The sequence below is a fragment of the Albidovulum marisflavi genome (assembly GCF_025751435.1).
GTDB lineage: Bacteria > Pseudomonadota > Alphaproteobacteria > Rhodobacterales > Rhodobacteraceae > Albidovulum > Albidovulum marisflavi.
Window position 1 is genome coordinate 351,612 of record NZ_JAOWKY010000001.1, and the last position, 26,530, is coordinate 378,141.

The window sequence follows — 26,530 nt, forward strand, 5'->3', positions numbered from 1 at the left end:
GACTATTCGGCCGCGCGGCGCACCGCTGTCATTTCGGCCAGGAACTGGGAAAATTCATCCCGCAGGTCCGGGCGGGCCAGCGCGAACGCGACTGTCGCCTGAAGAAAGCCCGCCTTCGAACCGCAGTCGAAACGCTGGCCGCGGAAACGGAAGCCATAGACGTTGTCGGACCGCTTGATTTCCTCGGCAATGGCGTCGGTCAGCTGGATCTCTCCGCCCGAACCGGCCTTGATCCGGTCGAGGTTGCGAAGGATTCCCGGTGACAGGATGTAGCGACCGATGACTGCCAGGTTCGATGGCGCCGCATCGACGGCGGGCTTTTCCACCATGCCCTTGACGCACACGAGCGAACCACGATCTTCCCTCACGTCCAGAATGCCGTAGGCAGAGGTCCTGGAATGCGGCACCTCCATCGCTGCGACGACATTGCCGCCGGTTTCGGCATAGACCTCGACCATCTGCTCAAGGCAGGGCTTGTCGCCGGTGATCACGTCGTCTGGCAGCAGGACGGCGAAAGGTTCGTTGCCGATCAGACGGCGGGCGCACCAGACCGCGTGGCCCAGGCCAAGCGCCTTGTGCTGCCGGATATAGGCGATGGCGCCGGATTCCATGTTTGTAGACTTCAGGACGGCAAGCAGGTCGTCGCGCCCGTTCCGGCGCAGGTGCGCCTCAAGTTCGTTGGCGTGATCGAAATAGTCCTCAAGCGCGCTCTTGCCACGCGAGGTGACAAAAATGAACTCCTTGATCCCGGCTGCGCGGGCTTCGTCGATGGCGTACTGGATCAGTGGCCTGTCGACCAGAGTCATGATCTCTTTCGGGATCGACTTCGTTGCGGGCAGAAAGCGCGTTCCCAGCCCGGCGACGGGAAAGATGGCTTTGGTGACCTTGCGCTTCATAATGCTCCCCCGCTGTTCCGGCGACTCTGCACAGACGGTAGACTGAACATCGCTCAGTAAAGTCGACTGTGACAATGGGGGCAAGTCGTACCCCTGTTATTGGCCTTTATTTGGCAATAATTGGGTAAAAGCGCCCATTACTGTTGATTGATGTTAAAAGTTCAAACCACTCCGGGCTGCCTAAGTCCGGAAAGGTCAAAAGTCCATCCTTTTCACCTCTCGGTTGAACCTTTCTCGCCGCCTCCAGAAGCGGAAGATGGGATCCGATCTGTCGGATCTGCCGAACAGGCCGCCCCGCTGTTCCCAATGCGTCCCGGTGAAACTCAGGCGATGATAAAGCGTCGTCGGGCTGAAGAGAACGACCACCGCCGTCGAGGACCCTTCGCAAGCCTTTTTCCGAAGGTGCCGCGCCTGCCAGGGCCAGCCGCAGAGGTAGCCGATCTGTCCCCCGATCGGGGGGATGCGGTGAAAGTCGGGCGGAGCGTCGGGAAGGGGGCAAAGGGCGCCGAATTGCCGGGTCATCCCTTCCTCGATCCCGTTTTCAAGCGAGTGCAGCAGGCGCGCCGCTTCGGCGCTGCCCAGCCTGCCCGCCCTGGAAAGCCTGCCAAGCCGCAGGGCTTGCTCTGACCGCAGGGCGTCCAGCGCAGCTGCATGATCGGCGGCAGGCGCATGCTTGCGAAGAAACACGGCCTGGCTCGCCCCGATCTCGGTCAGGTCGGTCGGCGTGCGGTCCTGCCTGCGGCGCGCACTGGCCGCAAAGGCATGGTGCACACGGGCGCGCGGCACGATGGCGGTGTTGAGCTGCCGTTCGGCCAGACGCATGTTGACGTCCGTTTCGTCCAGGAAGAAGCGGAAGGCCGGATCGAAGCCGCCCAGTTGGGCCAGCACGCTGCGGCGGAAGGCGCAGTTCGTCCCCTCGGTGCGGATCGCCCGGCCCGGGGCGCCCGCCAGGACCGTCGGCCGGTCAGGATCGACCGCGATCGCGGTGGCGCGTCCCTGCCGGTCGGCGATCGAGGCCTGCCACTGAAACGATATCCCGTTGCGTCCGATGACGAAGCCGCCGGCCGCGGCGACCTCGGGGTCGGCGAAGGGTTCGGTCAGGCGGCTGAGCCAGCGGGGTTCCGCGGCCGAGTCGTCGTCGATGAAGGCAACGATCGTGCCCGCCGACTGTGCGAGCCCTGCGTTGCGCGCGGCCGAGATGTTGGGCTCGTCGAACAGGACGACCTTGGCCCCGGGCACCGTGACAAAGCCTGCGGAAGCCGGGTCGGTCACCACCACAAGCTCGAAGTTCGGATGATCCTGCCCGCGGATCGCAGCCAGGCAAAGCGCAAGCTCGGCGGGCCGGTGGCGGGAGACGACGATGACGCTGACGGGCGCGGGGCCCGTCATGCCATTCCCATCTCGGCCATCATCGCCTCGATGCGCGGAACGTCCTCGGGATTGTTCAGTTCCCAGAACTGACGGCCTTTCGCCTCGACCTCGACGCACAGGATGCGCCGGCCACGTTCCAGGAAGCGCAGTTGTTCCAGCCCTTCAAGGGTTTCAAGCGTGCCGGGCTCCCATCCGGGATAGGCCGCCAGCGCCGCCGGACGGTAGGCGTAAACCCCGACATGGTGGAAGACCGGGGTCGGCTCGTCGTCGTCGTAACGGCGGGTGGTATAGGGGATCACTTCCTTGGAAAAATAAAGCCCCTGTCGGTCGTGGCCAAAGACGGCGGTGGTTCCGCCAACCCGGCCCGCGCGGCGGTCCTCGAGAAAGCCGTTCAATGCGCGCCCGTCGCAGCGCAGGACGGGGGTAGCGACTTCGGATGCGGGGTCGGCGCGAAGCCCGGCCACCAGGTCCTCGACGAACCAGTGCGGGGTCAGCGGTGCATCGCCCTGAAGGTTGACGACGATGTCGAAGCCGCTGCCCAGGACCGCGTGCGCCTCGGCGCAGCGCTCGGTGCCGTTGCGGCAGTCGGACGACGTCATCACCACCTCGGCGCCGAAGCGTTCGGCCTCGGCCCGGATGCGGTCGTCGTCGGTTGCCACCACAACGCGGTCGACGCCCTTGACGGCCATAGCCGCCTCCCAGCTGCGCTGCACCAGCGTGCGCGACACGCCGTCGGCCCCGCGCAGGGGAACCAGTGGCTTGCCCGGATAGCGGGACGAGGCATAGCGGGCGGGGATCGCGACAAGCACGCTCATGGTGTCACCAGCAGAACGCCAGGCGCATAGGCGATGAAGAACGGATTTTCGAAGCCGGGTTTGCCATAGGTGAAGGGAGCGTGATCCTCGAAACGGACCATGCAGCCGCCCGCGCCGCGCAGGACGGCGTCGCCTGCGGCGGTGTCCCATTCCATCGTGCGTCCGAGCCGGGGATAGAAATCGGCCTCGCCGGTCGCGACAAGGCAGAATTTCAAGGATGAGCCGGCGCTGGTCATGTCGCGGACCGCATAACGGGCGATGTAGTCGTCCGTCGCCTGGTCGCGGTGCGACTTCGATGCCACCACCATGAGACCGCGATTGTCGGGAACCGATACGGTGATCGGAACCTGCTCGCCCGGCTGGTCCTTTTCGAACGGGCCCTTTTCCTCGACCGCCCGGCCGTCACCGAGCGTATAGAACAGGCGTCCCTTCGCCGGCGCGTAGACGACACCGCGCAGGGGAACGCCGTCCTGGACGAAGGCGATGTTGACGGTGAAATCGCCGCGGCGCTGAACGAATTCCTTGGTGCCGTCCAGCGGATCGACGATCAGGAAGGTCCCGACGGACTGGCCGTGCGTGTCAGACTGTTCCTCGGTCACCAAGGGGATCTGAGGGAATGCCTCGGCCAGGCCTTCGGCGATCAGCGCGTCGGCGGCCTCGTCCGCGGCGGTCACCGGGCTTGAGTCCGATTTGGCGCGGACCTCGAAATCCGGTGCGCTGTAGATCTCCATGATGCGGTCTCCGGCCTCAAGCGCGAGCCGGCGCATCACATCGGTCATTCGGTCAAAATCCAAGGTATTCCCTTTCCGCAGAGCCGTTGATCGGGCGGGCCGCTCCTCTTATGCTCGCAGGCTAAGGGAACGGCAAGTTTTGCCTGCTAGGAAGATCCCGCAAATACGGGCGAAAGAGCAGCATGTTCAGGGTCGAACGAAAAAGGACAGCCCTTTCAGCGGCAGCTTCCCTGCTGTCGGTGACCTATGTGCTGACCGTGCGCAAGATCAAGGGGCGTCATCAAAACCCGGCTGCCGCCCTGTTTTCGTCGATGTTCCAGGTCATTCTGATGCTGGGCTTCTTCTACCTGATGTCCACCCTTTTCGGCGTGCGGCGCGCCGGCATCCATGGTGACTTCGTCCTGTTCTTGCTGTCGGGGATCTTCACCTTCATGACCTTCAACAAGGCGTTGGGCGCCGTCAGCAACGCCGAGGGTCCCGGTTCTGCGATGATGGCGCACGCGCCCATGAACACGGTCGCCTCGATCATCTCGTCGGCGGTCAGCACCCTCTACCTTCAGGTGGCGGCGATCGTGATCATCGGGTTCTTCTACCACGTCCTGGTCGGTCCGGTGGACATTGACGATCCGGTGGGCTTTGTCGCCATGGTCCTGTTCAGCTGGGCGTCCGGCAGCGCGTTGGGGCTGGTTTTTCTGGCGCTGAGCCCATGGGCCCCGAAGACGACCGGTATCCTCAGGACAGTATTCCTGCGCGCCAACATGCTGTTTTCAGGAAAGATGTTCATCGCGAACACGATGCCCTACAACCTGCATCACTGGTTCGAGTGGAATCCGCTGTTCCACATCGTCGACCAGGCGCGCGGCTATGCCTTCATCAACTACGAACCCCAGACGACGACACTGGCTGTGCCGGCCTACATCACGCTCGCTGCGATCATGATCGGCCTGATGGGCGAATTCTACTCGCGCCGGCACACCTCGGAAGGCTGGTGGAACGGCTAGGGTCAATCGACCACGCGGAGGGTAAGATTGATGCGCCCGCCATTGGGCAGCAGCGATGACGTGCCGGGATAGGTCCGGTCGATCCCGTGGAAGGCAAGGCGGGCCGCGCCCGACAGAAGCAGCACGTCGCCCGAGCGCAGTCGAAGGCTTTCCGTCGGCCCGCCGCGCGTCGTGGCGCCGATGCGGAAAAGGGCATCATCGCCAAGCGAGATCGACAGGACCGGCCAGGAAAAATCCGCCTCGTCCCTGTCCTGGTGCAGCCCCATCCGCGCGGCGCCGTCGTAGAAATTGATCAGGCAGCAATCCGGCTGCCGTGTGCCGCCGACCAGCAGACGCCATACCGACAGCACGCTCTCCGGGATGGGGGGCCATGGCTGACCCGACGGGTGCGCACGTTCGTAGCGGTAACCACGCTGGTCGGAATACCAGCCGTAGCGCCCTGTCGAAGTCATTCGGACGCTCATTGGCTTTCCGAAGCGCGTCCGGGGCGAGAAGAGCGGGGCGCGGGCGACGACCGTGCGCAGGTCGGCGACCATCGCGGCCTGTTCCCGATCGTCCAGAAGCGCGGCGAAGTACTCTGCCGCGCCGGGCATGCCCGAAGGCTCCGGGCGTTCGGCGCGATCCGGGGCGATCGGCCGGTTTTCGACGTGATCTTCCATCATATTGTCGCCTTTTCCGCGCTTGCAGGCCGTATTTCCCCTTCTTATATACGCCGGGAAGCCATCGGGCGATGCCCGGCGGCCGCAACCTGGGATCGGGGACGGGAAGCCGCAATCGGGTCCTGTTCCCTCAATATCGCCGAAGGAAAGGTAAAGACATGGCCAAAGTCATTGGGATCGACCTCGGGACCACGAACTCCTGCGTCGCCATCATGGACGGGTCGCAGCCGCGGGTGATCGAGAACTCCGAAGGCGCGCGTACCACCCCATCGGTTGTCGGCTACACCGACAGCGAACGCCTTGTCGGCCAGGCTGCCAAGCGGCAGGCCGTCACCAACCCCACGAATACCGTTTTCGCGGTCAAGCGTCTGATCGGCCGCCGCGTCACCGACGCCGAGGTCGAGAAGGACAAGAAGCTTGTCCCCTATTCGATCGTGGACGGCGGCAACGGTGACGCCTGGGTCGAGGTGCGCGGCGAAAAGTTCTCGCCCGCGCAGATCTCGGCCGTCGTGCTGCAGAAGATGAAGGAAACCGCCGAATCCTACCTGGGTGAGACGGTGACGCAGGCCGTCATCACGGTTCCCGCCTACTTCAACGACGCGCAGCGCCAGGCGACCAAGGACGCCGGCAAGATCGCGGGTCTTGAGGTTCTGCGCATCATCAACGAACCGACGGCCGCCGCGCTGGCCTATGGTCTCGACAAGAAGGAAACGAAGACGATTGCGGTCTACGACCTTGGCGGCGGCACCTTCGACATCACCATCCTTGAGATCGACGACGGCCTGTTCGAGGTGAAGTCGACGAACGGCGACACGTTCCTCGGCGGTGAAGACTTCGACATGCGCATCGTCAACTACCTGGCCGACGAGTTCAAAAAGGAACACGGCGTCGACCTGAGCAAGGACAAGATGGCGCTGCAGCGTCTGAAGGAAGCCGCGGAAAAAGCCAAGATCGAGCTGTCCTCGAGCCAGCAGACCGAAATCAACCAGCCCTTCATCTCGATGGACATGAAGTCGGGCACGCCGCTGCACATGGTCATGAAGCTGACCCGTGCGAAGCTGGAAAGCCTGGTCGGCGACCTTATCAAGAAGTCGCTGAAACCCTGCGAAGCCGCGTTGAAGGATGCCGGCATCTCGAAGGGCGACATCGACGAGGTGGTTCTGGTCGGCGGCATGACCCGCATGCCTAAGGTGATCGAGGAAGTGACGAACTTCTTTGGCAAGGAGCCGCACAAGGGCGTGAACCCCGACGAAGTCGTGGCGCTCGGCGCGGCGATTCAGGCCGGCGTTCTGCAGGGCGACGTCAAGGACGTGGTTCTTCTGGACGTCACCCCGCTGTCGCTGGGCATCGAGACGCTGGGGGGTGTCTTTACCCGCCTGATCGACCGCAACACCACGATCCCCACCAAGAAGTCGCAGATCTTCTCGACGGCCGAAGACAACCAGAACGCCGTGACGATCCGCGTCTTCCAGGGCGAGCGCGAGATGGCGGCCGACAACAAGCTTCTGGGTCAGTTCAACCTTGAAAACATTCCGCCGGCACCGCGCGGCATGCCCCAGATCGAGGTGACCTTCGACATCGACGCCAACGGCATCGTGTCGGTCAAGGCCAAGGACAAGGGCACTGGCAAGGAGCAGACGATCACCATCCAGGCCTCGGGCGGTCTCAGCGACGACGAGATCGAGCGCATGGTCAAGGACGCCGAGGCGAACGCCGAGGCCGACAAGTCCCGCAAGGAGCTTGTGGAAGCGAAGAACCAGGCCGAAAGTCTGATCCACTCGACCAAGAAGTCGCTTGAAGAGCATGGCGACAAGATCGACGGCTCCACCGTCGAGGCCATCGAGCTTGCGATCGGCGCTCTGGAAGAGTCGCTCAAGTCGGAAGATGCCGGCAAGATCAAGGGCGGCATCCACAACCTGACCGATGCCGCGATGAAGCTTGGCGAGGCGATCTACAAGGCGCAACAGGCCGAAGGTGAAAAGTCCACGGATGAAGAAGGCCCCCGCGGCGTCGATGACGACATCGTGGATGCGGACTTCGAGGATCTGGGCGAAGATCGCAAACGCAAGTAATGCGACCTTAGATCGGGGCCGGCTTGGATCTGTCCAGGCCGGCCTGCGCCTTTCCCAAGGGGATGCAGTATGGCGAAGCGCGACTACTATGAGCTTTTGGGCGTCAGCCGCGGCGCCTCTGCGGATGAAATCAAGAAGGCCTATCGCACCAAGGCGAAAGAGCTCCATCCCGACCGGAACAAGGACAATCCACAGGCCGAGTCCGACTTCAAGGACGTGAACGAGGCCTACGACATCTTGAAGGATGAAACCCGCAAGGCGGCCTACGATCGCTACGGCCATGCGGCCTTTGATGGCGGCATGGGCGGCGGGCCGCGTGGCGGGCACGGGCGCCAGGGCGACTTTTCCACCGCGTTCTCGGATGTCTTCGAGGACTTGTTCGGCGACTTCATGGGTGGCCGTGGCGGCGCTGGCCCGCGCAGCCGGGCCCAACGCGGATCGGACCTGCGCTACAACCTTCGCGTAACGCTGGAAGAGGCATACTCCGGGGTTCAGAAAACCATCAATGTCCCGACCTCGGTGGCCTGCGGAACCTGCAACGGAACCGGCGCGGAGGGCGGATCGGAGCCGCAGACCTGTCCGACCTGTTCCGGCATGGGCAAGGTGCGCGCCCAGCAGGGCTTCTTCACCGTCGAGCGGACGTGCCCGACCTGCGCGGGCGTCGGCCAGATCGTCAAGAATCCCTGCCGCAACTGTCAGGGTTCGGGCCGCGTGGAAAAGGAACGCCAGCTTTCGGTGAACATCCCGGCCGGTGTCGAGACCGGCACCCGGATCCGCCTGGCCGGAGAGGGCGAGGCCGGAATGCGCGGCGGACCTTCGGGCGACCTCTACATCTTCATCGAGGTGCGCGAACACGCGCTGTTCCAGCGCGACGGCACGACCCTTTACTGCCGTATCCCGGTCTCCATCGCCACCGCCGCCCTTGGCGGCGAGGTCGAGGTGCCCACGATCGACGGCGGACGCAGCCGGGTCCGCATTCCAGAGGGCGCACAAACGGGCAAGCAGATGCGGCTTCGCAACAAGGGCATGCCCGCGCTGCGTGGCGGCGGCAACGGCGACATGCTGATCGAGTTGGCGGTCGAAACGCCGGTCAACTTGACCGCGCGCCAGAAAGAGATCCTGCGGGAGTTCGACAAGCTTGCCGAGAACAACAACCCGGAAAGCTCAAGCTTTTTCTCAAAGGTGCGCAGTTTCTGGGACGGCATGAAGGGCTGACCGCCTCACGTTCCCGCGTTAACCTTTCCTTCACGATGAGGCGCGAGGGTGTGGGCCATGAACCCGCCCCGCGCCTTTGACGAAGCCCCCTCCCTCTTCGACACTGACGAGGCACCGGAAGTCGCGCTCGCGGCAGGACGGTTGCCGACATACATCCGCGACCACCGAAAACGATTGCGCGAACGCTTCCTGCAGGGCGGCGCGGCCGCGATGCCGGATTACGAACTGTTGGAGCTTCTGCTGTTTCGCGCCATTCCAAGACAGGACGTGAAACCTCTGGCCCGGCGTCTGATCGACCGGTTCGGCGACTTCAACCGTGTCCTGACAGCGTCGCATGACCGTCTTTCGGAGGTCGATGGCGTGGGCGATGCCGTCATCACCGAACTGAAGATCGTCGAGGCCTGCGCGCAGCGCCTGGCGCGGACGCGCGTGATGAACCGGTCGGTGCTGTCGTCATGGGACGCCCTTCTGGACTACTGCCATACCGCCATGTCGCACCGCGAAACCGAACAGTTCCGCATCCTTTTCCTTGATCGCAAGAATGTGCTGATCGCGGACGAGGAACAGGCCCGCGGCACTGTCGACCATGTTCCGGTCTACCCGCGCGAGGTCGTGAAGAGGGCGCTGGAGCTGAATGCCTCGGCCCTCATCCTTGTTCACAACCACCCTTCCGGCGATCCGACGCCGTCAGAGCAGGACATCCTGTTGACCAATCAGATCCAGAACGCCCTGAAGGTCATGGGGATCGCGCTGCATGATCATCTGATCATCGGAAAATCGCGCGAGACAAGCTTTCGCGCGTCGGGCTTCCTCTAGTCACCGCACCACGCTGGGCCGTACGAGGCGGTCCACGTTCAGCACCACCTGCGTGCCCGACAGTTCGCAGCCCGGCATTGAGACAGTGATCTGCCGCGCACCGTCTCTCGAAGCTCCGGAAAGAACCGTACCTGAAAGGGGTTTCCCGCACAGATCCGCCGTCACCGTGGCAGCCAGATGACCCGAACGCCTGGCATCCAGCGACACAAGTTCCACCGCCGCGCCCGCCGCGCTGGTCAGGACTTTCCGAAAGGCCACGTCTTGTGGTTGGTTCTGCCATGCCGCGGGGACCGACCAGAGGATCGTGGTGCGACGCTCGTCGAAATCGGGAACCGTCTTCAGGCGGATCACCCGAGAGCCGTCGGCAAAGTTGGCCTCGATCCGCGTCTGCGAGGCGAGGGCAGGCACATCGATCGATGCACGGCCAAGCGTGTCGGTTGCCAGCCGAAAGACCACGGCCCCGTAGGATACGTCCACGGGCGTGCCCGGCAGGCAGGGCGCTTCGAACGCGATGTGCAGGATACCATCCGGGGCAGGGCTCAAGGTCAGGTCGGGCCGACGACAGGCAATGCCGTAGGCGCTGAAATCCCACGCCGCAGCGGATGGTGCCGCCGGGGCCGATGCGGCGACTTCGGGCAGGCGGTGGGCAAATGTCACTTCGGAGATTAGCGCCGTCACCTGGCCGTCGGGAAAATCCGGGGGATATCGCACGGCCCCCGCAAGGTCGGGCCCGCCTGTTTTTGCCAGACCGGGCATTGCAGTGACGTCGGCGCCCGCTGCAGCCCGTTGGGCCATCGCGGCGTCGTTCTGAACCCAGAATCCGATGGCAAATGCCGCCAACAACGTCGTTGTCGCCACGACAGCGTTGCGATTGAGACGCATCTCGACCTCCATGACCGCGAGGGCAAGGCTATTGCGCGATTTGGGCGGGCGCGTGGCGCGATTGGGGCGAACCGATAGCGCCTGAGCGTGGTCGGATGCGGTTCCAGACGACCGGTCGTGCGGCATCGGAGCCGCACGACACGCAGTCTGCGCCAAGCCCGGCGATGTTACGGCGGACGCGCTGCGCTCTAGCTCACGCCAAGCGGCCGTGGCAATGCTTGAACTTTTCGCCGGATCCGCAAGGGCAGGGATCGTTGCGGCTGGGATTGCCCCAGGTCGCGGGATCGCCTTCGACGAAGCCCGCGGCTGCAAGCGGTGCGGCGGCGGCCACGGCCGGGGCGGGCGTTTCCGCCGGCGCTTCCTTGGGTGCGCGCTGTGCCTGCTGCGCAGCGACCATCTGCTGAAGCATGGCGGCCTGCTCATCCTCGGACAGGGGACGAACCTTCGACAGCTTTTCGGTGACCTCGACCCGAAGCCCGTTCAGAAGGCTTTCGAACAGTGCAAAGGCCTCGGTCTTGTATTCCGATAGCGGGTCGCGCTGCGCGTAGCCGCGGAACCCGATGACCGAGCGCAGATGTTCCAGTGTCACAAGGTGCTCGCGCCACTTCCCGTCGATCGTCTGAAGCAAGAACTGCTTTTCGATCTGGCGCATGGTTTCCGCGCCAAAAGCCTCGCACTTGTCGGCGGCAAGCTTGTCGCTGGCCTCGTAAAGACGTTCGCGGACGACCTCCTGGTCGACGCCCTCCTCGTCCGCCCAGGCGGCCAGGGGAACATCGAGAGAGAGGCCCTGCGCCACCCTCTTGGAAAGCCCCTCGACGTCCCACTGGTCGGCATAGGATTTCGGCGGCAGGTATTCGTCCACGAGGTCGTCGATGACCTGGTGGCGCATGTCCTGCACGATGTCTTCCAGATCCTCGGCCTGCATGATTTCCAGACGCTGACCGAAGATCGCCTTGCGCTGGTCGTTCATGGTGTCGTCGAACTTGAGCAACTGCTTGCGGATGTCGAAGTTGCGGCCCTCGACCTTGGCCTGCGCCCGCTCGAGCGACTTGTTGACCCAAGGGTGGATGATGGCTTCACCCTCTTTCATGCCGAGGGTCGAAAGAACCTTGTCAAGCCGCTCGGACCCGAAGATCCGCATCAGGTCGTCTTCGAGCGAGAGGTAGAAGGAGGATCGGCCGGGGTCGCCCTGACGGCCGGAGCGGCCGCGCAGCTGGTTGTCGATCCGGCGGCTTTCGTGGCGTTCCGTCGCCAGGACGTAAAGCCCGCCGGCCTCAAGCACTTTCTGCTTCTCGTCCGCGTGCTCGGCCTCGATCCGGGCGCGAACCTCATCGGGATGCGCCTCGGGGTCGGCGTTGAGCGCCTGCATCACCTTGATCTCGACGTTGCCGCCCAGCTGGATGTCGGTGCCGCGGCCCGCCATGTTGGTCGCGATCGTCACCGCACCAAGCTTGCCGGCCTCGGCGACGATCATGGCCTCGCGTTCATGCTGCCGGGCGTTCAGCACCTCGTGCTTGATGGCCTCCTTGGTCAGCATGTGCGACAGCATTTCCGATTTTTCGATCGAGGTCGTGCCGACCAGGATCGGCTGGCCCTTGGCGTTGGCTTCCCGGATGCGCTCGACGATGGCGGCGTATTTCTCCCGCGCCGTGCGGAAGACCTGATCGTGATCGTCGATCCTCTGGACCGGACGGTTGGTCGGAACCTCGACCACGCCCAGCCGGTAGATCTCCATGAACTCCTCGGCTTCGGTCGCGGCGGTGCCGGTCATGCCCGCAAGCTTGTCGTAAAGCCGGAAGTAGTTCTGGAAGGTCACGCTGGCCAGCGTCACGTTCTCGGGCTGGATCTGGACGCCTTCCTTCGCTTCGATCGCCTGGTGAAGACCGTCGGACAGGCGCCGTCCCTTCATCATGCGTCCGGTGAATTCGTCGATCAGCACCACTTCGCCATCCCGCACGATGTAGTGCTGGTCCTTTTGGAACAGCTTGTGGGCGCGCAGCGCCTGGTTCGCGTGGTGAACGATCGTCGTGGATTCCGGATCGTAAAGCGTCTGACCCTCGGGCAGTACGCCCGCTTCCCAGAGAATGTTCTCGAGGAACTCGTTCCCTTCCTCGGTGAAGGTCGCGTTGCGGGTCTTTTCGTCCAGCTTGTAATGTTCTTCGGTCAGCTTCGGGATGAAGGTGTCCAGGGTCTTGTAAAGCTCGGAACGGTCCTGGCTTGGACCCGAGATGATCAGCGGCGTGCGCGCTTCGTCGACCAGGATCGAGTCGACCTCGTCGACGATCGCGAAATAGTGACCGCGCTGAGACATGTCCTCAATCCGGCTCTTCATGTTGTCGCGAAGATAGTCGAAGCCCAGCTCGTTGTTGGTCGCATAGGTGATGTCGGCGCGGTAGGCGTCGCGCTTTTCCTGATCGGGCTGGAACGGGTAGACCACGCCCGTGGTCATGCCGAGCGCGGCGTAGACCTTGCTCATCCATTCGGCGTCGCGCTTTGCCAGGTAGTCGTTGACGGTGACAACGTGCACGCCCCGGCCCGTCAGCGCGTTCAGATAGGCCGGGAAGGTCGCGACCAGCGTCTTGCCCTCACCGGTCTTCATTTCGGAAATATTGCCCTGGTGCAGGAAGATGCCGCCCATCAGCTGAACGTCGAAAGCTCGCAGGCCCAAGGCCCGGCGCGCCGCTTCTCGGCAGTTGGCGAACGCCTCGGGCAGCACGACATCCAGGCTTTCGCCCTTTTGCACACGCTCCTGCAGTTCGCGGGTCTTGTCCTTCAGTCCATCGTCGGAAAGAGCCTGATACTCTGACTCCAGCGCGTTGATCCTTGCGACCAGCTGACGGACCGACTTGACCTTGCGGTCGTTCGGCGTGCCGAAGACCTTCTTCGCGATTGTTCCGAGGCCCAGCATTTTTTCTCCGCTCGGGTAGGACTGACGGTTCCTGCGAATGCGGCTTGCCGCCATCCCTCGCGTTGCCTAGAAGTGCAACCAAACGCGGGCCGGCGAGGACCCCGCAGGACCCTCAGCGATGTAAGGGGCCGGCCGGGGATAGTCAACGCCACAGGGGTTCGCCGCATAAGCGGAGGTCATGATCATGCCGAAACAGACGAAACTTTGGGCAGCCGCGCTGGCTCTGGCGCTGACGGGGCCGGTCCTGGCAGACGAGCCGGCCGCCGATGACGTGGTGGCCACCGTCAACGGCACGGACATCACCCTTGGCCAGATGATCGCGCTGCGCGATGCGCTTCCGGCGCAGTACCTCTCCATGGACGACAAGACGTTGTTTGACGGCATCCTGGAACAGCTGATCCAGCAGACGGCGCTGTCGCAGGAGGTGCCCGAGCCGCTGTCCAAGCGCGACAGCCTGACGCTGGACAACCAGCGGCTGGCCTACCTTGCGAACGAGGCGCTGAACGACATCGCCGACGCGGCCGTGACTGATGAGGCGCTGCAGGCGCTTTACGACGAAAAGTACGGGCAGGTCGATCCGGGAACAGAGTACCATGCGGCCCATATCCTTGTCGCGACCGAGGAGGAGGCCAAGGCGATCCGGGAAGAACTGGATGCGGGGGCCGATTTTGCGGCGCTTGCCGTCGAGAAGTCGACGGGGCCGTCGGGTCCGAACGGTGGCGATCTGGGCTGGTTCGGCCTGGGCATGATGGTCGCGCCGTTCGAGAACGCCGTCGTGGCACTTGAGCCGGGTGCGCTGTCCGAACCTGTCCAGACGCAATTCGGGTGGCACGTCATCAAGCTGATGGAAACCCGCGCGGCCGCCGTCCCGACGCTTGAGGAAAAGCGCGATGAACTTGCAGGGGAACTGCAGCAGCAGGCTGTGGAAGCCCAGGTCACCGCGCTGACCGAGGCCGCCGAGATCACCCGCAACATCGAGGGGATGGATCCGGCCATCCTGAAGAACACCGCACTTATCGACAACTGAGCGAGCGCGAGGGAACCGTCATGGCCAAGAAGGATGCGGAGCTGAAGACCGATCTGAAGAAGCTGAAGGAAAAGATCCAGAGGCTCAGGAAGAAGGTCAAGAAATCCGCCAAGGCCGAGGTGCCTGTGGTCAAGAAGCCGATTCCGGTCTCTCCGCTGGCGCCCAAGGACGGTTTCCCGGCGCTCCCGCGCATCGCCGGTGTCGAATTTGCGGCCATTGCCGCCGGGGTTCGCTATGCGGGGCGCACGGACGTGATGCTGGCCCGCCTGGCGCCCGGCACCGCGCTGGCCGGTGCCTTCACCCGATCCTCGACCCGTGCCGCCTGCATTCTGGACTGCCAGGCCAAGCTGCAGAAAGCGTCCGAAAGCCAGGATGGCGCGGCAATCGTCGTCAACTCGGGCAATGCCAACGCCTTCACGGGCAAGGCGGGGCAGACCTCGGTCAATGCCGTAACCGAGGGTGTCGCCAAGGCCCTGGGGCTTCCCGCGTCGCGCGTCCTCTCGTCCTCGACCGGCGTGATCGGCGAACCGCTTCCGCACGACCGCATCGTCGAGAAATTGCCCGAACTGACGGCCGCGCTGGATGACGGCGCGATCGAGCTGGCGGCGCGCGCCATCATGACGACCGACACCTTCCCCAAGGGCGCTTCGGCGGAAGTCGAGGGCGAGGGCGGCACGATCCACATCGCGGGGATCGCCAAGGGGTCCGGCATGATCGCGCCCGACATGGCGACGATGTTGGTCTATGTCTTCACCGACGCCTCCATTTCTGCGAAGGCGCTTCAGAAGATGGTCTCGCGTCAGGTGGACGACACCTTCAACGCGATCACGGTCGACAGCGACACTTCGACCTCGGACGCGCTGATCGTCGCTGCAACGGGCATGTCCGACGCGGCGCCGATCACCGACATGCGGGGCAAGGTCGCCCGGGCCTTCGAGTCGGCGTTGCGCGACGTGATGATGAACCTTGCCCACCAGGTCGTTAAGGACGGCGAGGGGGCCACCAAGTTCGTCGAGGTTCGCGTCACGGGCGCCACGGACGCCGCAGATGCCCACAAGGTGGCGATGTCCATCGCGAACTCTCCGCTCGTCAAGACCGCCATCGCGGGTCAGGATGCCAACTGGGGCCGGATCGTCGCCGCCATCGGCAAGTCCGGCGCGCGCGCCGACCGCGACCTGATCGCCATTCGCTTCGGGCACTTCCTGGTGGCGGAAAAGGGGTGGCGCGCCCCCGACTACAGCGAGGAAGCGGCTTCGGAGTACATGAAGAACCAGGAATTGGTGATCCATGTCGATCTGGGCCTTGGCAAGGCCGCGAAAAGCGTCTGGACCTGCGATTTGACGCATCGCTACATCGATATCAACGCCGACTACCGGTCGTGAAGCGCGTCATCCTGGTTTCGGCCGTCGCGTTGATCGATGTCGACGGCAGGGTGCTGCTGGCCCAGCGGCCCGAGGGCAAGTCGCTTGCCGGTCTGTGGGAATTTCCGGGCGGCAAGGTCGAACCGGGCGAAAGCCCCGAAGCCGCCCTTATCCGCGAGTTGCATGAAGAGCTTGGCATCGACACCTGGCAAAGCTGCCTTGCCCCCTTGACCTTCGCCAGTCACGCCTACGAGGACTTTCACCTGCTGATGCCGCTCTTTGCCTGCCGCAAGTGGCAAGGCATTCCACAAGCGAAAGAGGGGCAGAACCTGGCCTGGGCGCGCGCGAACGAGTTGCGAAACTACCCGATGCCGCCGGCCGATATCCCGTTGATTCCCATCCTGCGCGATTGGCTTTAAGCACTCCCTGACGCCGGCCGGCGTCATTTTGTTTCCGCAACCTTGGAAACTATGCCACAAATTGCGCCAACCGGTTCAGAATTAGAAACGAATCGGGAAGGATAACAGCGACCCATTCAGGGGGAGGGGTCAATGCTGCGGACCATTGTCATCGGTAGCTGCGTGCAGGTGCAGGGTACGCTTGAACGTGTTCTGTCCGACGGAAGGCTACAGATCCGAGTCGGCAACAAGCTGTTCGAAGGGTATCCCGTAACGAAAAAGGCCGCCTGAGTCAGGCGGCCTTTCGCATTTCGATCAGCTGAGCTTGCGCTCGACCTCTTCGCGCTCGAAGATTTCGATGACGTCGTCCTTGCGGATGTCGTCGTAGTTCTCGAATGCCATGCCGCATTCCTGACCCGACTGGACTTCCTTGACCTCATCCTTGAAGCGCTTGAGCGTCTTGAGCGTTCCTTCGTGCACAACGACGTTGTCGCGCAGCAGGCGCACGCCGGCCGAACGGCGCGCCACGCCTTCGGTGACAAGACAGCCGGCAACCTTGCCGATGCCCGACACCTTGAAGACTTCCAGGATCTTCGCGTAGCCGATGAAGTTCTCGCGAACCTCGGCCTTGAGAAGGCCCGACGCCGCCGCCTTGATGTCATCGACCAGGTCATAGATGATCGAGTAGTAGCGGATCTCGACACCCTTCTGGTTCGCCGCGTTGCGCGCAGGCGCGTTGGCGCGGACGTTGAAGCCGATGACCGGCGCACCGGAGGCTTCGGCAAGACCGATGTCGCTTTCGGTGATCGCGCCCACGCCGTAGTGCAGGACGCGCACGCGAACCTCGTCATTGCCGATCTTTTCCATCGCCTGGATGATCGCTTCGGCCGAACCCTGCACGTCCGCCTTCACGAGGATCGGCAGTTCGGCGACGCTTTCGTCTGCTTTGGCCTTGGCCATCAGCTGTTCCAGCGTCGTCGCGGCGCCAGCCGCCGCGCGCTTGTCCTTGGCGGCCTGCGTCCGATACTCGGCGATCTCGCGCGCCTGGGCTTCGGTTTCGACGACGTTCAGCACGTCGCCGGCCTCGGGCGTTCCGTTCAGGCCCAGAACCTCGACCGGAACCGAGGGGCCGGCTTCCTGAACGCGGTCGCCCTTGTCGTTGATCAGCGCGCGGACCTTGCCCCACTGCTCGCCCACGACGAAGATGTCGCCCTGGCGCAGCGTGCCGTTCTGGACAAGGACGGTCGCGACCGGGCCGCGGCCGACATCCAGCTTGGCTTCGATCACCGCGCCGGAGGCCGAGCGATCCGGGTTCGCCTGAAGCTCAAGGATTTCGGCCTGAAGCGCGATCGCTTCCAGAAGCTCGGGAAGACCTTTCCCGGTCAGCGCGGAAACTTCGACATCCTGCACGTCGCCCGACATCGCTTCGACCACGACCTCGTGCTGCAACAGGTCCGTGCGGACCTTCTGCGCGTTGGCGGTGGGCTTGTCGCACTTGTTGATGGCGACGATCATCGGGACCTTGGCGGCCTTGGCGTGGTTGATCGCCTCGATCGTCTGCGGCATGACCGCATCGTCCGCCGCGACGACCAGCACCACGATGTCCGTCACCTGCGCACCGCGGGCGCGCATCGATGTGAAGGCCGCGTGACCCGGCGTGTCGAGGAAGGTGACAAGGCTGCCGTTCGGCGTGGTCACCTGGTAGGCGCCGATGTGCTGGGTGATGCCGCCGGCTTCACCCGAAACCACGTTGGTCTTGCGGATCGCGTCCAGAAGCGAGGTCTTGCCGTGGTCGACGTGGCCCATGATCGTCACGATCGGCGGCCGCGCGGTCAGGTCCTCGGCCTTGTCCTCGACCGTGTCGATGACCTGCTCGACGTCCGCATCCGAAACGCGGACGGCGCGGTGGCCAAATTCCTCGATCACAAGCTCTGCGGTGTCCGCGTCGATGGTCTGGTTCATCGTGACCATCATGCCCATCTTCATGAGCGCCTTGACGACGTCGGCGGCCCGCTCTGCCATCCGGTTGGCAAGTTCGGAAACCACGATGGTTTCGGGAAGCTGCACGTCGCGGCTTTGCTTCTCGGCCTTCTGGCCGAAGCCCATGGCTTTCTGGCGCGCCTTTTCCTGCTTGCGCTTCATCGCGGCCAGGGACCGCTGGCGCCCGCCCTCGCCCGAAAGCGCTTCGGTCAGGGTCAGCTTGCCCGAGCGGCGCGATTCATCGCGTCCGCCGCGGTTGCGGTTGTCGCGGTCGGGTGCACCGCCACGGTCGTCCCGTTCGCGGTCGGTCTTGCGGGGACCTGCAGCGGCGACGCCCTTGGTCGCCGCGCGCGTGGCCGCGGCCTCGGCAGCGGCCGGATCGGCCGGAGCGGGCTTCGCGGGCGCGGGCTTGCGCACCTCTTCCTTGCGGGCTGCACGGGCCTCGGCTTCGCGGGCGCGGCGTTGGTCTTCCTCGGCCTTCAGGCGCAAGGCCTCTTCGCGTTCGCGCTCTTCGCGCTCCTTGGCCTCGGCTTCGGCGCGGCGGCGCTCACGCTCTTCCTCGCGTGCGCGCTCTTCCGCGGCACGGGCTTCGGCCTCTTCGGCCTCGCGTGCCTTGGCGGCCTGAAGCGCCTTCAGGCGGCGCTCCATCTCGGCGTCGGAGATCCCGGCTGGACGGCGCGAAGGATCACCCGCGCCAAGTGAAGGCTTGCCAGGCGTCGCGGGCGCGGCTCCGGGCTTCGGCACGACGACGCGCTTGCGCTTCGTCTCGACCACGACGCTTTTCGTTCGGCCATGGCTGAAGCTCTGCTTCACCTGACCGGGACGACCGCCACCGAGACCAAGAGGTTTTTTACCGTCTGAATCGCTCATGCCGACTTCGTTTCCTTCCCGGCGGAATCTCCGCCGTCATTTTTCCGCAAGCCATTAAGCTTTGCGGCTTCCTCTACAACACGGATGCTGAGTCCGCCAGACGCAAGCGCGCCGTGTATCACATAATCCCGACCGAATGCCAGCCCGAGCTCGGATGAGGTCAGACATCCGAACCACCGGCCACCCGGCGGCGTCCACAGCTTGCCCTTGCCGCGGTCCGATCCGTCCGAGGCCTGAAGCAGGACTTTCGCCCGTCCTTCGGCCAGCCAGCCCTTGACCTTCTCGAACCCCGCGACCGCAAGGCCGGCCTTGCGCGCCAGCGAGACCAGCTCGACCACGCGCTTGGCCAACCCGTCCTCGACCATATCGGCAAGGTCGGTCGAAACGGTGACCTGGGCGCGCGCGGCGCGGGAAAACAGCCCTTTCGCGGCGGCCTTGGCGATCACGTCGCGATCGGCCGTGACCCAGATCCCACGGCCGGGCAGCTTTCCGGCGAGGTCGGGCAGAACCTGCCCCTCGGGCGAGATGACGAAGCGCACGAGCCCGGCCTTGGGCTGCACGTCACCCGTGACGATGCAGCGCCGCTCCGGTTCATCCCTTGTCATCTCGCGCCCTCCGCGGGTCATCCTTGCACTCCGAGGCTCAGGCCTCGGCCTCCTCTTCGTTCTCGTCTTCGGTTCCTTCCGCCTCAAGCTCGGTGGGGTCGACCCAGCCAAGCATGATGCGCGCGGTCATCACCAGATGCTGCGCTTCCTCGAGGCTCACGTCGAACTTCTCGAGAATGCCCTCGTCCTTGACGCGCTCGCCGTTCACGGTGGTCCAGCCACCGGCAAGTTCCCAGTCCGCGCAGGTGGCGAAGTCTTCCAACGTCTTGATGCCGTCCTTGGCCAAAGCCTCGACCATCTGCGGCGTCAGGCCTTCGAAGGCGATCAGGCTGTCCTCGACGCCCATGGCGCGCGCGGCTTCCAGCGCCTTGCGGTTCTGTTCCTCTATGAAATCGCGGGCGCGGGCCTGAAGTTCATCGGCCGTGCCCTCGTCCACGCCTTCGATCGAGAGCAGTTCGTCAAGATCGACATAGGCGACTTCCTCAAGGCTCGTGAAGCCTTCGGCGACCAGAAGCTGGGCGAAGAATTCGTCCAGGTCCAGCGCTTCCATGAACAGCTTGGTGCGTTCCGCGAACTCGGCCTGGCGGCGTTCGCTTTCCTCGGCCTCGGTCAGGATGTCGATATCCAGGCCCGTCAGCTGGGAGGCAAGGCGCACGTTCTGGCCGCGGCGGCCGATGGCCAGCGAAAGCTGTTCATCAGGGACGACGACCTCGATCTTGCCGCCCTCTTCGTCGATCACGACCTTCGACACCTCAGCAGGCTGCAGCGCGTTCACGAGGAAGGTCGCCTGATCCTGGTTCCACGGAATGATGTCGATCTTCTCGCCCTGCAGCTCGTTCACCACGGCCTGCACGCGCGAGCCGCGCATGCCGACGCAGGCGCCGACCGGGTCGATCGAGTTGTCATAGCTGATGACGCCGATCTTGGCGCGCGAACCGGGATCGCGGGCCACGGCCTTGATCTCGATGATGCCGTCGTAGATCTCCGGCACTTCCATCTTGAACAGCTCCGCCATGAACTGCGGATCGGTCCGCGACAGGAAGACCTGCGGGCCGCGCGCCTCGCGGCGGACGTCCTTGATGTAGGCGCGGATACGGTCGTTCGGGCGATAGCTTTCGCGGCCGATCTTTTCGTTGCGGCGCAGGATTGCCTCGCCACGGCCGATGTCGACGATGATGTTGCCGTATTCCTCGCGCTTGACCACGCCGTTGATGATCGTGCCCTTGCGGTCCTTGAATTCCTCGAACTGGCGGTCGCGCTCTGCCTCGCGAACCTTCTGCAGGATGACCTGCTTGGCCGATTGCGCGGCGATGCGGCCCAGGTCGACCGGCGGAACCTCGTCCACGATCTCGTCGCCGATCTGCGGATCGGACTTGTACTGCTTGGCCTGCTGGAGGGTCAGCTGCGCCTGGTAGTTTTCGACGGCGTCATCCTCGACGACAGTGCGCACACGCGTGAAGGCGGCCCGACCCGTCTTGCGGTCGATCTTCACGCGGATGTCCATCTCCGAGCCGTAGCGGGACTTCGCCGCACGGGCGAGGCTTTCTTCCATCGCCTGGATCACGAGATCCGGGTCGATCATCTTTTCCCGCGCGACCGCCTCGGCCGTTTGCAGAAGCTCGAGCTGGTTGGCAGAGGTAATCGCCATGTCACTCCTCCTCGGAAGTATCTTCTTCGATGTCGTCGAACTGCGTTTCGTCCAGCGCGGGTTGCGCCTTTTTCTGCCGCAGCATTTCTGTGATCAGCTCGTCGGTCAGGACAAGCTTGGCGTCTGATAGCCAGTCGAACTTCAGCCCGATGGTGCCTTCTTCGATCTCGATCAGCACCTCGTCGCCCTCGGTTCCAGCGATCTGGCCCTTGAAGCGCTTGCGTCCGTCGATCAGCTCGGACGTCTCTAGCTTCGCCTCATAGCCCTTCCAGGCGTCGAAATCCTTGAGCCGCGTCAGGGGGCGGTCGATTCCCGGAGAGGACACCTCCAGGTGATAGGCGTCCTCGATGGGATCCTCGACGTCGAGGACCGCCGAAACCGCCACGGAAATGCGCCCGCAATCATCCACGTCGATGCCGCCATCGGGACGGTCTGCCATGATCTGCAAGGTCTTGGTATTTCCGCCCATCAGCCGGATGCGCACAAGCTCGAACCCCAGGCCTTCGATGGTCGGGGTCACGATCTCGGCAAGGCGCCGGTCGATGGCGGTTTTCGCGATCAGTTCGGTCATAGGTTCCAAGCAACAAAAAACGGGCCCTGCGGCCCGTCGGTATTTCCCGGTGGGCTCGTGAGTTTGGACCCCGCGAGCGCCGCTGTTGAACGCCATATAGGCCAAAGGCGCGGAGTCTGCAAGTCTTATGAAACGGCGGAGGAGTTGTTCCGCCAGATCCAGTAATTCAGCGCGGTGGCAAGGCACAGCCAGAGTACATAGGGGGCCATGGCAAAGCCCGCGATCAGGTCCAGCGAAAGGAAGACCCAGGCCGCCCAGATCACGATGACAAGAAGGCACACCAGGACGGCTAGGCCCAGGCCGATCCGATGCCCGCCGAAAAAGACCGGCGTCCACAGCGTGTTCAGCGCGATCTGGGCCGCGAAAAGCGCCATCGCCAGACCATTTTCGGGTAGAACCGCCACGCGCGCGGCCGCCCAGGCCATCAGCAGGTAGAGCGAAGTCCACACCACCGGAAAGACCCATTTGGCCGGCGTCCACGACGGCTTCTTCAGGCTTTCGTACCATGCGCCGGGCTTGAAGATCACGCCGGTCGCCGCGGCCGCGCCGCTTGCCAGCAGGAACACGCCAAATATCCAGGCTTCGCTCATTGCCGCAATCCGTTCATTACGTGGACAAGCTCTGCGCTGATCCCCGGCTCGGACAGCGCGTGGCCCGCGACCGGGATCATCCGCAATTCGGCCCTCCGCCACGCCTGCGCCAGGGACCAGGCCGTCACGGGGGGACAGATCATGTCGTAGCGTCCCTGAACGATGGTGCCGGGAACGTCACGTATCTTCGGAAGGTCCCGCAAGATCTGCCCGTCGGTGTCCAGGAACCCCTGATTCACGAAGTAATGGTTTTCCAGCCGGGCGAAGGCGCGCGCATAGTCGGCCGGCGCATCGCCCGAACATCCGTCGCTGCCGATGCTTGCCAGCGCGTTTTCCCAGCCCGTCCAGGCGCGGGCAAACCGCGCCTCTTCGGCGTAGTTCCCCGAGAACAGCCGCTTGTGATAGGCGCCGATAAGGTCATCCTGTTCGTCATGCGGGATGACGCCCGCGAAGCGTTGCCACAGGTCCGGCCAGAACGCGCCAGCGCCGCCGCCGTAGAACCAGGCAAGCTCGGCCTGGGTCATCAGGAAGACGCCGCGCAGCACAAGGTGAAGGACGCGGTCGGGGTGGGCCTGGGCGTAGATCAGCCCAAGGGTCGCACCCCAGCTTCCGCCGAAAACGATCCAGCGGTCGATGCCCAGAGTCTGACGAATCCGCTCGATATCGGCGACAAGATGCCAGGTCGTGTTCGCCTCGACCGAGGCGTGCGGCTCGGACCGGCCACAGCCGCGCTGGTCGAACAGAACGACACGATAGACCGAGGGGTCGAAGAACCGGCGCATCGCGGGCGAAGACCCGCCGCCCGGCCCGCCGTGAAGCACCAGGACGGGCAGGCCGTCCGGCGCGCCGCATTGTTCAAGATAGACCCGGTGACCGTCGCCGACGTCAAGAAATCGCCGGTCGAAGGGTTCGACCTGCGAATAAAGATGGGCGCCTGTGCGCTTTTGCCCTGCGGACCGGTCCATGAATGGACTATATACCGCAAACGAAGCGGCCCGCCATGGGGGCCAGAAAAGACCGGAGCAACCGATGCAAGGCGCGCCCAACACCGTCGATCCCGCCGAAGTCGCCAAGTTCGAGGCGATGGCGGCAGAGTGGTGGAACCCGCACGGCAAGTTCAAGCCGCTGCACATGATGAATCCGGTCCGCCTTGACTACATCACGCGTCAGATCGCAGCAGAGTTCGGCCGTGATCTGACGGCGCCCAAACCTTTCGCGGGCCTCCGGCTTCTGGACATAGGCTGCGGCGGCGGCCTTTTGTCAGAGCCGATGGCGCGGCTTGGTGCCGACGTCGTGGGAGCCGACGCGGCCGAGCGCAACATTCCGGTTGCCCGCATCCATGCCGAATCCCAGGGGCTTGAGATCGACTACCGTCACACCACCGCCGAGGCGATGGCGACGGCGGGCGAGTCGTACGACATCGTCCTTTGCATGGAAGTCGTCGAACATGTCGTCGATCCGGCCGCGTTCCTCGCAACCTGCCGCGCGCTTTTGAAGCCGGACGGGTTGATGATCGCCTCGACCATCAACCGCAACGCCAAAAGCTTCATGGCGGCGATCGTCGGGGCGGAATGGGTCATGCGCTGGCTGCCAAAGGGGACCCACGAATGGTCCAAGTTCATCACGCCTGACGAACTGGATGCCATGATGCGCGCGGGCGGGCTGATGCCTGTCGATCGAAAGGGATTCGTCTTCAACCCGATCAGCTGGCAATGGTCCATTTCCGACCGCGACCTGTCCGTGAACTACGTGATGGCAGCCCGGAGGGCCTGATCCCCCTTTCGGACTCCAGTCCTTGCTCAGCTTTCCTTGCCAAGCCTGACGCGAAGCTCGCGCAGGACGGGCAGCACGGCGCGCACCTTGTCCTGGCCGATCGCGCGGACAAGGTCGGTGAGGATCGGCGCGATCGAGGCCAGCGCAGCGTCGCGTGCCGAGCGCCCGGCGGGACTGAGTGACACGAATTTGCGGCGCGCGTCGTCCCAATCCGGCCTGATGTGGACATGGCCCGCCCATTCAAGCTTGGCCAGCGTGTTCGTCATCGCCCCGCGCGTGACATGGAACGTGTCCGCGAGCTGCGCGGGCGTCCGTTCCTCCGCGATGTTCGCGAGGTGATTGAGCACGGAAAAATGCGACAGCTCCATCCCCTTGGGCAGCGCCCGCGAAATGCGGTTGCGCGCCAGCTGGTCGGCCATGAAGACTTCGGAAAAAAGAGAGATCGCCAGTATTTCGTGCTGATCCGCCATGTCAGGGTCCCTCGAAGTCCCGGTCATGGGTCAGGGAGGGAACCCGCTGACGGGCGCGGGCAACCTGGCCAATATCGATGTCGGCAAGGACGACGCCGACATCCGTGCCGCCGTCTGCCAGAACCTCGCCCCAGGGTGCGACCACCATCGAATGGCCCCAGGTGCGCCGCGACCGGCCGTTTTGCGTGGCATGGCTGCCGCTTTGTGCGGGCGCCAGGACAAAGGCGCCGTTCTCGATCGCGCGTGCGCGCAGCAGGCTTTCCCAATGCGCGGCACCGGTCGTGTCATTGAAGGCCGCTGGAACCGTCAGGATTTCGGCCCCTGCCTGGGCCAGGCGGCGGTAAAGCTGGGGAAATCGGATGTCGTAGCAGACCGTCATGCCGATCTTCGCGAAGGGCGTCGTGGCCAGCACCGCGCGCGCGCCGGGCCTGTAGCCCGAGGATTCGCGATACTGCTCGGTTTCCGACACGTTCACGTCGAACATGTGGATCTTGTCGTAGCGCGCGAAGACATTGCCATGCGGATCGATCAGGAAAGAGCGGTTGGCGAAGCGCCCGTCCGCATCGGTGGTCTTCAGCGCAAGCGACCCGATCAGAAGCCAGATGCCAAGCGCCTTGGCCTCTGCCGACAGGTCTTCAAGTGTCGGGTCCTCGGCCTCGGTCCGAAGCACACCTTCCTGGTGGGCGCGGTCAGAGGAGACGCAGTTCGTGACCTCGGGCGTCAGGACAAATGCCGCCCCCCGCTCTGCCGCCTGCCTCACCAGCGTCCGTGTCGCGGCCAGATTTTCGTCCGGCCGATCCGAGGAGCACAGCTGAATGAGGCCAACCTTCATACCCTAGCTTGCCAGAAGTTCGTCGAGCTGGCCACGATGGTCCAGCGCGTGGATGTCGTCGGAGCCGCCGACATGGCGGCCATTGATGAAGATCTGCGGCACGGTGCGCCGCCCGCCCGCGCGGATCATCATCTTTTCGCGCAACTCGGGCTGCCCCGAAACGTCGGTTTCCTCATAGGTCACGCCCTTGTGGGCCAATAGTCGCTTTGCCGAAATGCAATAGGGGCAAAACGGGGTCGTGTAGATCTCGATGACGGCCATGGTTCCCTGCCTGAGTGTGGCGCAACTATAGGGATCTAGGCGTCCTTCGCAACTCGTGCCAGAGCAAGAATGCAGACCTCTGTTGCGCCTGCTGCAAGGCAGGCCTCGGCCGCCGCAGCAAAGGTCGCGCCCGAGGTCATCACGTCGTCGATCAGCAGGATCCGGCGCCCCCGGATCCGGTCCACGCGCCGGGGATGCGCCCTGATGGCGCCGGCAAGATTGGCGAACCGGGCATCGCGGTCGCGGTGGTCTTGCGACGCGGTCCGGCGATCCCGGACCAGCAGGTCGGGACACTGATCCAGCTGCATTCGCGCCGCGAAGGCGCGCGAGAGCAGCGCCGACTGGTTATAGCGCCGTCGCAGCAGGCGTGACCAATGAAGAGGGATCGGTGCGACAAGCATGTCGGGCGCCACGATCGGCCGGGCCGCGCGCTCAAGCCATTCGGCCATGGGCCGCACCAGATCAAGCCTGTCACCATGCTTCAGCGCCAGAACGAAGCTGCGGCCAAGGTCCTTGTAAACAAGCGCGGCGCGACCGCGCGACCACGGACGCGCGATGGCAAGGCAGTCATCACAGTATTCCGCCCGCCCCTCATCGCTGCCGGCAAGGGGGACGCCGCATGTGTCGCAGACCAGTCCCGAGACGAAGGCCGCATCTGGCCAGCATGCACCGCACAGGCCGAAATCGTCTGCGGTGGCGGCTCCGCAGTTCAGGCATTGTGGCGGAAAGACAAGGCGAACCAGAGCTTGCAATCCCATTGGGAACCCCTAGGGTCGCG

At 64.2% G+C, this 26,530-nt stretch carries 26 protein-coding genes; 9 read left to right on the forward strand and 17 right to left on the reverse strand.

The features are described 5' to 3' along the window. Positions 1 to 2: 2 nt before the first annotated feature. The 4 genes from galU to cysQ all read right to left on the reverse strand — a co-directional run bounded on the left by galU (position 3) and on the right by cysQ (position 3,861). Positions 3 to 896 carry a UTP--glucose-1-phosphate uridylyltransferase GalU gene (galU, locus tag OEW28_RS01785; protein WP_263733011.1) on the reverse strand — a complete coding sequence of 298 codons (894 nt, stop codon included), beginning with the start codon at positions 894 to 896 and terminating at the stop codon, positions 3 to 5. Between the two features lie 195 nt (positions 897 to 1,091). After that, complete coding sequence (locus OEW28_RS01790; protein ID WP_263733012.1) at positions 1,092 to 2,285, reverse strand: glycosyltransferase family 2 protein; 1,194 nt, start codon at positions 2,283 to 2,285, stop codon at positions 1,092 to 1,094. Then, a complete protein-coding gene (locus OEW28_RS01795) occupies positions 2,282 to 3,082 on the reverse strand; it encodes a 3-deoxy-manno-octulosonate cytidylyltransferase (protein ID WP_263733013.1) in 801 nt (266 codons plus the stop codon). Before OEW28_RS01795 ends, OEW28_RS01790 begins: the two co-directional genes overlap by 4 nt. Then, complete coding sequence (cysQ, locus tag OEW28_RS01800; RefSeq protein WP_412174770.1) at positions 3,079 to 3,861, reverse strand: 3'(2'),5'-bisphosphate nucleotidase CysQ; 783 nt, start codon at positions 3,859 to 3,861, stop codon at positions 3,079 to 3,081. The genes OEW28_RS01795 and cysQ overlap by 4 nt, the downstream gene beginning before the upstream one ends. Before the next feature lie 191 nt (positions 3,862 to 4,052). Here cysQ and OEW28_RS01805 point away from each other — a divergent pair, with 191 nt between their 5' ends. Continuing rightward, positions 4,053 to 4,814: an ABC transporter permease gene (locus OEW28_RS01805; protein ID WP_263733015.1), complete on the forward strand. Its 762-nt coding sequence runs from the start codon at positions 4,053 to 4,055 to the stop codon at positions 4,812 to 4,814. A gap of 2 nt (positions 4,815 to 4,816) precedes the next feature. Here the strand turns inward: OEW28_RS01805 and OEW28_RS01810 are convergent, their stop codons facing one another. Beyond that, positions 4,817 to 5,407, reverse strand: a complete 591-nt coding sequence (locus OEW28_RS01810; protein ID WP_263734350.1) for an alpha-ketoglutarate-dependent dioxygenase AlkB family protein — start codon at positions 5,405 to 5,407, stop codon at positions 4,817 to 4,819. A 224-nt stretch (positions 5,408 to 5,631) separates the two neighbouring features. Here OEW28_RS01810 and dnaK point away from each other — a divergent pair, with 224 nt between their 5' ends. From dnaK to radC, 3 genes are all read left to right on the forward strand, one after another. Further along, positions 5,632 to 7,545: a molecular chaperone DnaK gene (dnaK, locus tag OEW28_RS01815; protein ID WP_263733016.1), complete on the forward strand. Its 1,914-nt coding sequence runs from the start codon at positions 5,632 to 5,634 to the stop codon at positions 7,543 to 7,545. 69 nt (positions 7,546 to 7,614) lie between these two features. Further along, on the forward strand, positions 7,615 to 8,760 hold the full coding sequence (gene dnaJ / locus OEW28_RS01820) for a molecular chaperone DnaJ (RefSeq protein ID WP_263733017.1): 1,146 nt from the start codon (positions 7,615 to 7,617) through the stop codon (positions 8,758 to 8,760). A gap of 57 nt (positions 8,761 to 8,817) precedes the next feature. Next, complete coding sequence (gene radC / locus OEW28_RS01825; protein WP_263733018.1) at positions 8,818 to 9,576, forward strand: RadC family protein; 759 nt, start codon at positions 8,818 to 8,820, stop codon at positions 9,574 to 9,576. Here radC and OEW28_RS01830 read toward each other — a convergent pair whose 3' ends face one another. Together OEW28_RS01830 and secA are read right to left on the reverse strand one after the other, a co-directional pair. Next, positions 9,577 to 10,584: a hypothetical protein gene (locus OEW28_RS01830; RefSeq protein WP_263733019.1), complete on the reverse strand. Its 1,008-nt coding sequence runs from the start codon at positions 10,582 to 10,584 to the stop codon at positions 9,577 to 9,579. Positions 10,585 to 10,651: 67 nt separating this feature from the next. After that, positions 10,652 to 13,366 carry a preprotein translocase subunit SecA gene (gene secA / locus OEW28_RS01835; RefSeq protein WP_263733020.1) on the reverse strand — a complete coding sequence of 905 codons (2,715 nt, stop codon included), beginning with the start codon at positions 13,364 to 13,366 and terminating at the stop codon, positions 10,652 to 10,654. Positions 13,367 to 13,550: 184 nt separating this feature from the next. On the opposite strand from secA, the gene OEW28_RS01840 reads away from it, so the two are divergent. The 4 genes from OEW28_RS01840 to OEW28_RS01855 all read left to right on the forward strand — a co-directional run bounded on the left by OEW28_RS01840 (position 13,551) and on the right by OEW28_RS01855 (position 16,443). Beyond that, positions 13,551 to 14,393 carry a peptidylprolyl isomerase gene (locus tag OEW28_RS01840; protein ID WP_263733021.1) on the forward strand — a complete coding sequence of 281 codons (843 nt, stop codon included), beginning with the start codon at positions 13,551 to 13,553 and terminating at the stop codon, positions 14,391 to 14,393. Between the two features lie 20 nt (positions 14,394 to 14,413). Continuing rightward, positions 14,414 to 15,775, forward strand: a complete 1,362-nt coding sequence (gene argJ / locus OEW28_RS01845; protein WP_263733022.1) for a bifunctional glutamate N-acetyltransferase/amino-acid acetyltransferase ArgJ — start codon at positions 14,414 to 14,416, stop codon at positions 15,773 to 15,775. Next, entirely contained in the window at positions 15,772 to 16,173 is a 402-nt protein-coding gene (locus OEW28_RS01850) for a (deoxy)nucleoside triphosphate pyrophosphohydrolase (protein WP_263733023.1), read from the forward strand. The genes argJ and OEW28_RS01850 overlap by 4 nt, the downstream gene beginning before the upstream one ends. A 132-nt stretch (positions 16,174 to 16,305) precedes the next feature. After that, on the forward strand, positions 16,306 to 16,443 hold the full coding sequence (locus tag OEW28_RS01855) for a hypothetical protein (protein ID WP_263733024.1): 138 nt from the start codon (positions 16,306 to 16,308) through the stop codon (positions 16,441 to 16,443). A gap of 24 nt (positions 16,444 to 16,467) precedes the next feature. On the opposite strand, the gene infB is transcribed toward OEW28_RS01855, so the two are convergent. The 6 genes from infB to pip form a co-directional block, all read right to left on the reverse strand. Next, complete coding sequence (infB, locus tag OEW28_RS01860; RefSeq protein ID WP_263733025.1) at positions 16,468 to 19,002, reverse strand: translation initiation factor IF-2; 2,535 nt, start codon at positions 19,000 to 19,002, stop codon at positions 16,468 to 16,470. Continuing rightward, the gene (locus OEW28_RS01865) at positions 18,999 to 19,628 is read right to left on the reverse strand and encodes an RNA-binding protein (RefSeq protein ID WP_263733026.1); all 630 of its coding nucleotides are present in this window, start codon (positions 19,626 to 19,628) and stop codon (positions 18,999 to 19,001) included. Before OEW28_RS01865 ends, infB begins: the two co-directional genes overlap by 4 nt. 16 nt (positions 19,629 to 19,644) lie before the next feature. Continuing rightward, on the reverse strand, positions 19,645 to 21,255 hold the full coding sequence (gene nusA, locus OEW28_RS01870; RefSeq protein ID WP_263733027.1) for a transcription termination factor NusA: 1,611 nt from the start codon (positions 21,253 to 21,255) through the stop codon (positions 19,645 to 19,647). Between the two features lies 1 nt (position 21,256). Then, the gene (gene rimP / locus OEW28_RS01875; protein WP_263733028.1) at positions 21,257 to 21,826 is read right to left on the reverse strand and encodes a ribosome maturation factor RimP; all 570 of its coding nucleotides are present in this window, start codon (positions 21,824 to 21,826) and stop codon (positions 21,257 to 21,259) included. A gap of 125 nt (positions 21,827 to 21,951) precedes the next feature. After that, a complete protein-coding gene (gene tspO, locus OEW28_RS01880) occupies positions 21,952 to 22,416 on the reverse strand; it encodes a tryptophan-rich sensory protein TspO (RefSeq protein ID WP_263733029.1) in 465 nt (154 codons plus the stop codon). Beyond that, entirely contained in the window at positions 22,413 to 23,381 is a 969-nt protein-coding gene (pip, locus tag OEW28_RS01885) for a prolyl aminopeptidase (RefSeq protein WP_263733030.1), read from the reverse strand. The genes tspO and pip overlap by 4 nt, the downstream gene beginning before the upstream one ends. A 64-nt stretch (positions 23,382 to 23,445) precedes the next feature. Between pip and ubiG the strand changes: the two genes are divergently transcribed. Then, positions 23,446 to 24,189 (forward strand): bifunctional 2-polyprenyl-6-hydroxyphenol methylase/3-demethylubiquinol 3-O-methyltransferase UbiG, encoded by a 744-nt coding sequence (ubiG, locus tag OEW28_RS01890; protein ID WP_263733031.1) that lies wholly within the window; start codon positions 23,446 to 23,448, stop codon positions 24,187 to 24,189. A 26-nt stretch (positions 24,190 to 24,215) separates the two neighbouring features. Here ubiG and OEW28_RS01895 read toward each other — a convergent pair whose 3' ends face one another. From OEW28_RS01895 to OEW28_RS01910, 4 genes are read right to left on the reverse strand one after another with little or no spacing between them, the layout of a single operon-like run. Further along, positions 24,216 to 24,659, reverse strand: a complete 444-nt coding sequence (locus tag OEW28_RS01895) for a MarR family winged helix-turn-helix transcriptional regulator (protein ID WP_263734351.1) — start codon at positions 24,657 to 24,659, stop codon at positions 24,216 to 24,218. A 1-nt stretch (position 24,660) separates the two neighbouring features. Then, positions 24,661 to 25,491 (reverse strand): carbon-nitrogen hydrolase family protein, encoded by an 831-nt coding sequence (locus OEW28_RS01900; protein ID WP_263733032.1) that lies wholly within the window; start codon positions 25,489 to 25,491, stop codon positions 24,661 to 24,663. Between the two features lie 3 nt (positions 25,492 to 25,494). Further along, entirely contained in the window at positions 25,495 to 25,752 is a 258-nt protein-coding gene (gene grxC / locus OEW28_RS01905) for a glutaredoxin 3 (RefSeq protein ID WP_263733033.1), read from the reverse strand. Between the two features lie 35 nt (positions 25,753 to 25,787). After that, complete coding sequence (locus tag OEW28_RS01910) at positions 25,788 to 26,510, reverse strand: ComF family protein (RefSeq protein WP_263733034.1); 723 nt, start codon at positions 26,508 to 26,510, stop codon at positions 25,788 to 25,790. Between the last annotated feature and the right edge of the window lie 20 nt (positions 26,511 to 26,530).

Bases quoted from the DNA above. Each gene is read 5' to 3' on its own strand.
- galU (WP_263733011.1), bottom strand. From the start codon at position 896: ATGAAGCGCAAGGTCACCAAAGCCATCTTTCCCGTCGCCGGGCTGGGA.
- OEW28_RS01790 (WP_263733012.1), bottom strand. From the start codon at position 2,285: ATGACGGGCCCCGCGCCCGTCAGCGTCATCGTCGTCTCCCGCCACCGG.
- OEW28_RS01795 (WP_263733013.1), bottom strand. From the start codon at position 3,082: ATGAGCGTGCTTGTCGCGATCCCCGCCCGCTATGCCTCGTCCCGCTAT.
- cysQ (WP_412174770.1), bottom strand. From the start codon at position 3,861: ATGACCGATGTGATGCGCCGGCTCGCGCTTGAGGCCGGAGACCGCATC.
- OEW28_RS01810 (WP_263734350.1), bottom strand. From the start codon at position 5,407: ATGCCCGGCGCGGCAGAGTACTTCGCCGCGCTTCTGGACGATCGGGAA.
- dnaK (WP_263733016.1), top strand. From the start codon at position 5,632: ATGGCCAAAGTCATTGGGATCGACCTCGGGACCACGAACTCCTGCGTC.
- dnaJ (WP_263733017.1), top strand. From the start codon at position 7,615: ATGGCGAAGCGCGACTACTATGAGCTTTTGGGCGTCAGCCGCGGCGCC.
- radC (WP_263733018.1), top strand. From the start codon at position 8,818: ATGAACCCGCCCCGCGCCTTTGACGAAGCCCCCTCCCTCTTCGACACT.
- OEW28_RS01830 (WP_263733019.1), bottom strand. From the start codon at position 10,584: ATGCCGCACGACCGGTCGTCTGGAACCGCATCCGACCACGCTCAGGCG.
- secA (WP_263733020.1), bottom strand. From the start codon at position 13,366: ATGCTGGGCCTCGGAACAATCGCGAAGAAGGTCTTCGGCACGCCGAAC.
- OEW28_RS01840 (WP_263733021.1), top strand. From the start codon at position 13,551: ATGCCGAAACAGACGAAACTTTGGGCAGCCGCGCTGGCTCTGGCGCTG.
- argJ (WP_263733022.1), top strand. From the start codon at position 14,414: ATGGCCAAGAAGGATGCGGAGCTGAAGACCGATCTGAAGAAGCTGAAG.
- OEW28_RS01855 (WP_263733024.1), top strand. From the start codon at position 16,306: ATGCTGCGGACCATTGTCATCGGTAGCTGCGTGCAGGTGCAGGGTACG.
- infB (WP_263733025.1), bottom strand. From the start codon at position 19,002: ATGAGCGATTCAGACGGTAAAAAACCTCTTGGTCTCGGTGGCGGTCGT.
- OEW28_RS01865 (WP_263733026.1), bottom strand. From the start codon at position 19,628: ATGACCCGCGGAGGGCGCGAGATGACAAGGGATGAACCGGAGCGGCGC.
- nusA (WP_263733027.1), bottom strand. From the start codon at position 21,255: ATGGCGATTACCTCTGCCAACCAGCTCGAGCTTCTGCAAACGGCCGAG.
- rimP (WP_263733028.1), bottom strand. From the start codon at position 21,826: ATGACCGAACTGATCGCGAAAACCGCCATCGACCGGCGCCTTGCCGAG.
- tspO (WP_263733029.1), bottom strand. From the start codon at position 22,416: ATGAGCGAAGCCTGGATATTTGGCGTGTTCCTGCTGGCAAGCGGCGCG.
- pip (WP_263733030.1), bottom strand. From the start codon at position 23,381: ATGGACCGGTCCGCAGGGCAAAAGCGCACAGGCGCCCATCTTTATTCG.
- ubiG (WP_263733031.1), top strand. From the start codon at position 23,446: ATGCAAGGCGCGCCCAACACCGTCGATCCCGCCGAAGTCGCCAAGTTC.
- OEW28_RS01895 (WP_263734351.1), bottom strand. From the start codon at position 24,659: ATGGCGGATCAGCACGAAATACTGGCGATCTCTCTTTTTTCCGAAGTC.
- OEW28_RS01900 (WP_263733032.1), bottom strand. From the start codon at position 25,491: ATGAAGGTTGGCCTCATTCAGCTGTGCTCCTCGGATCGGCCGGACGAA.
- grxC (WP_263733033.1), bottom strand. From the start codon at position 25,752: ATGGCCGTCATCGAGATCTACACGACCCCGTTTTGCCCCTATTGCATT.
- OEW28_RS01910 (WP_263733034.1), bottom strand. From the start codon at position 26,510: ATGGGATTGCAAGCTCTGGTTCGCCTTGTCTTTCCGCCACAATGCCTG.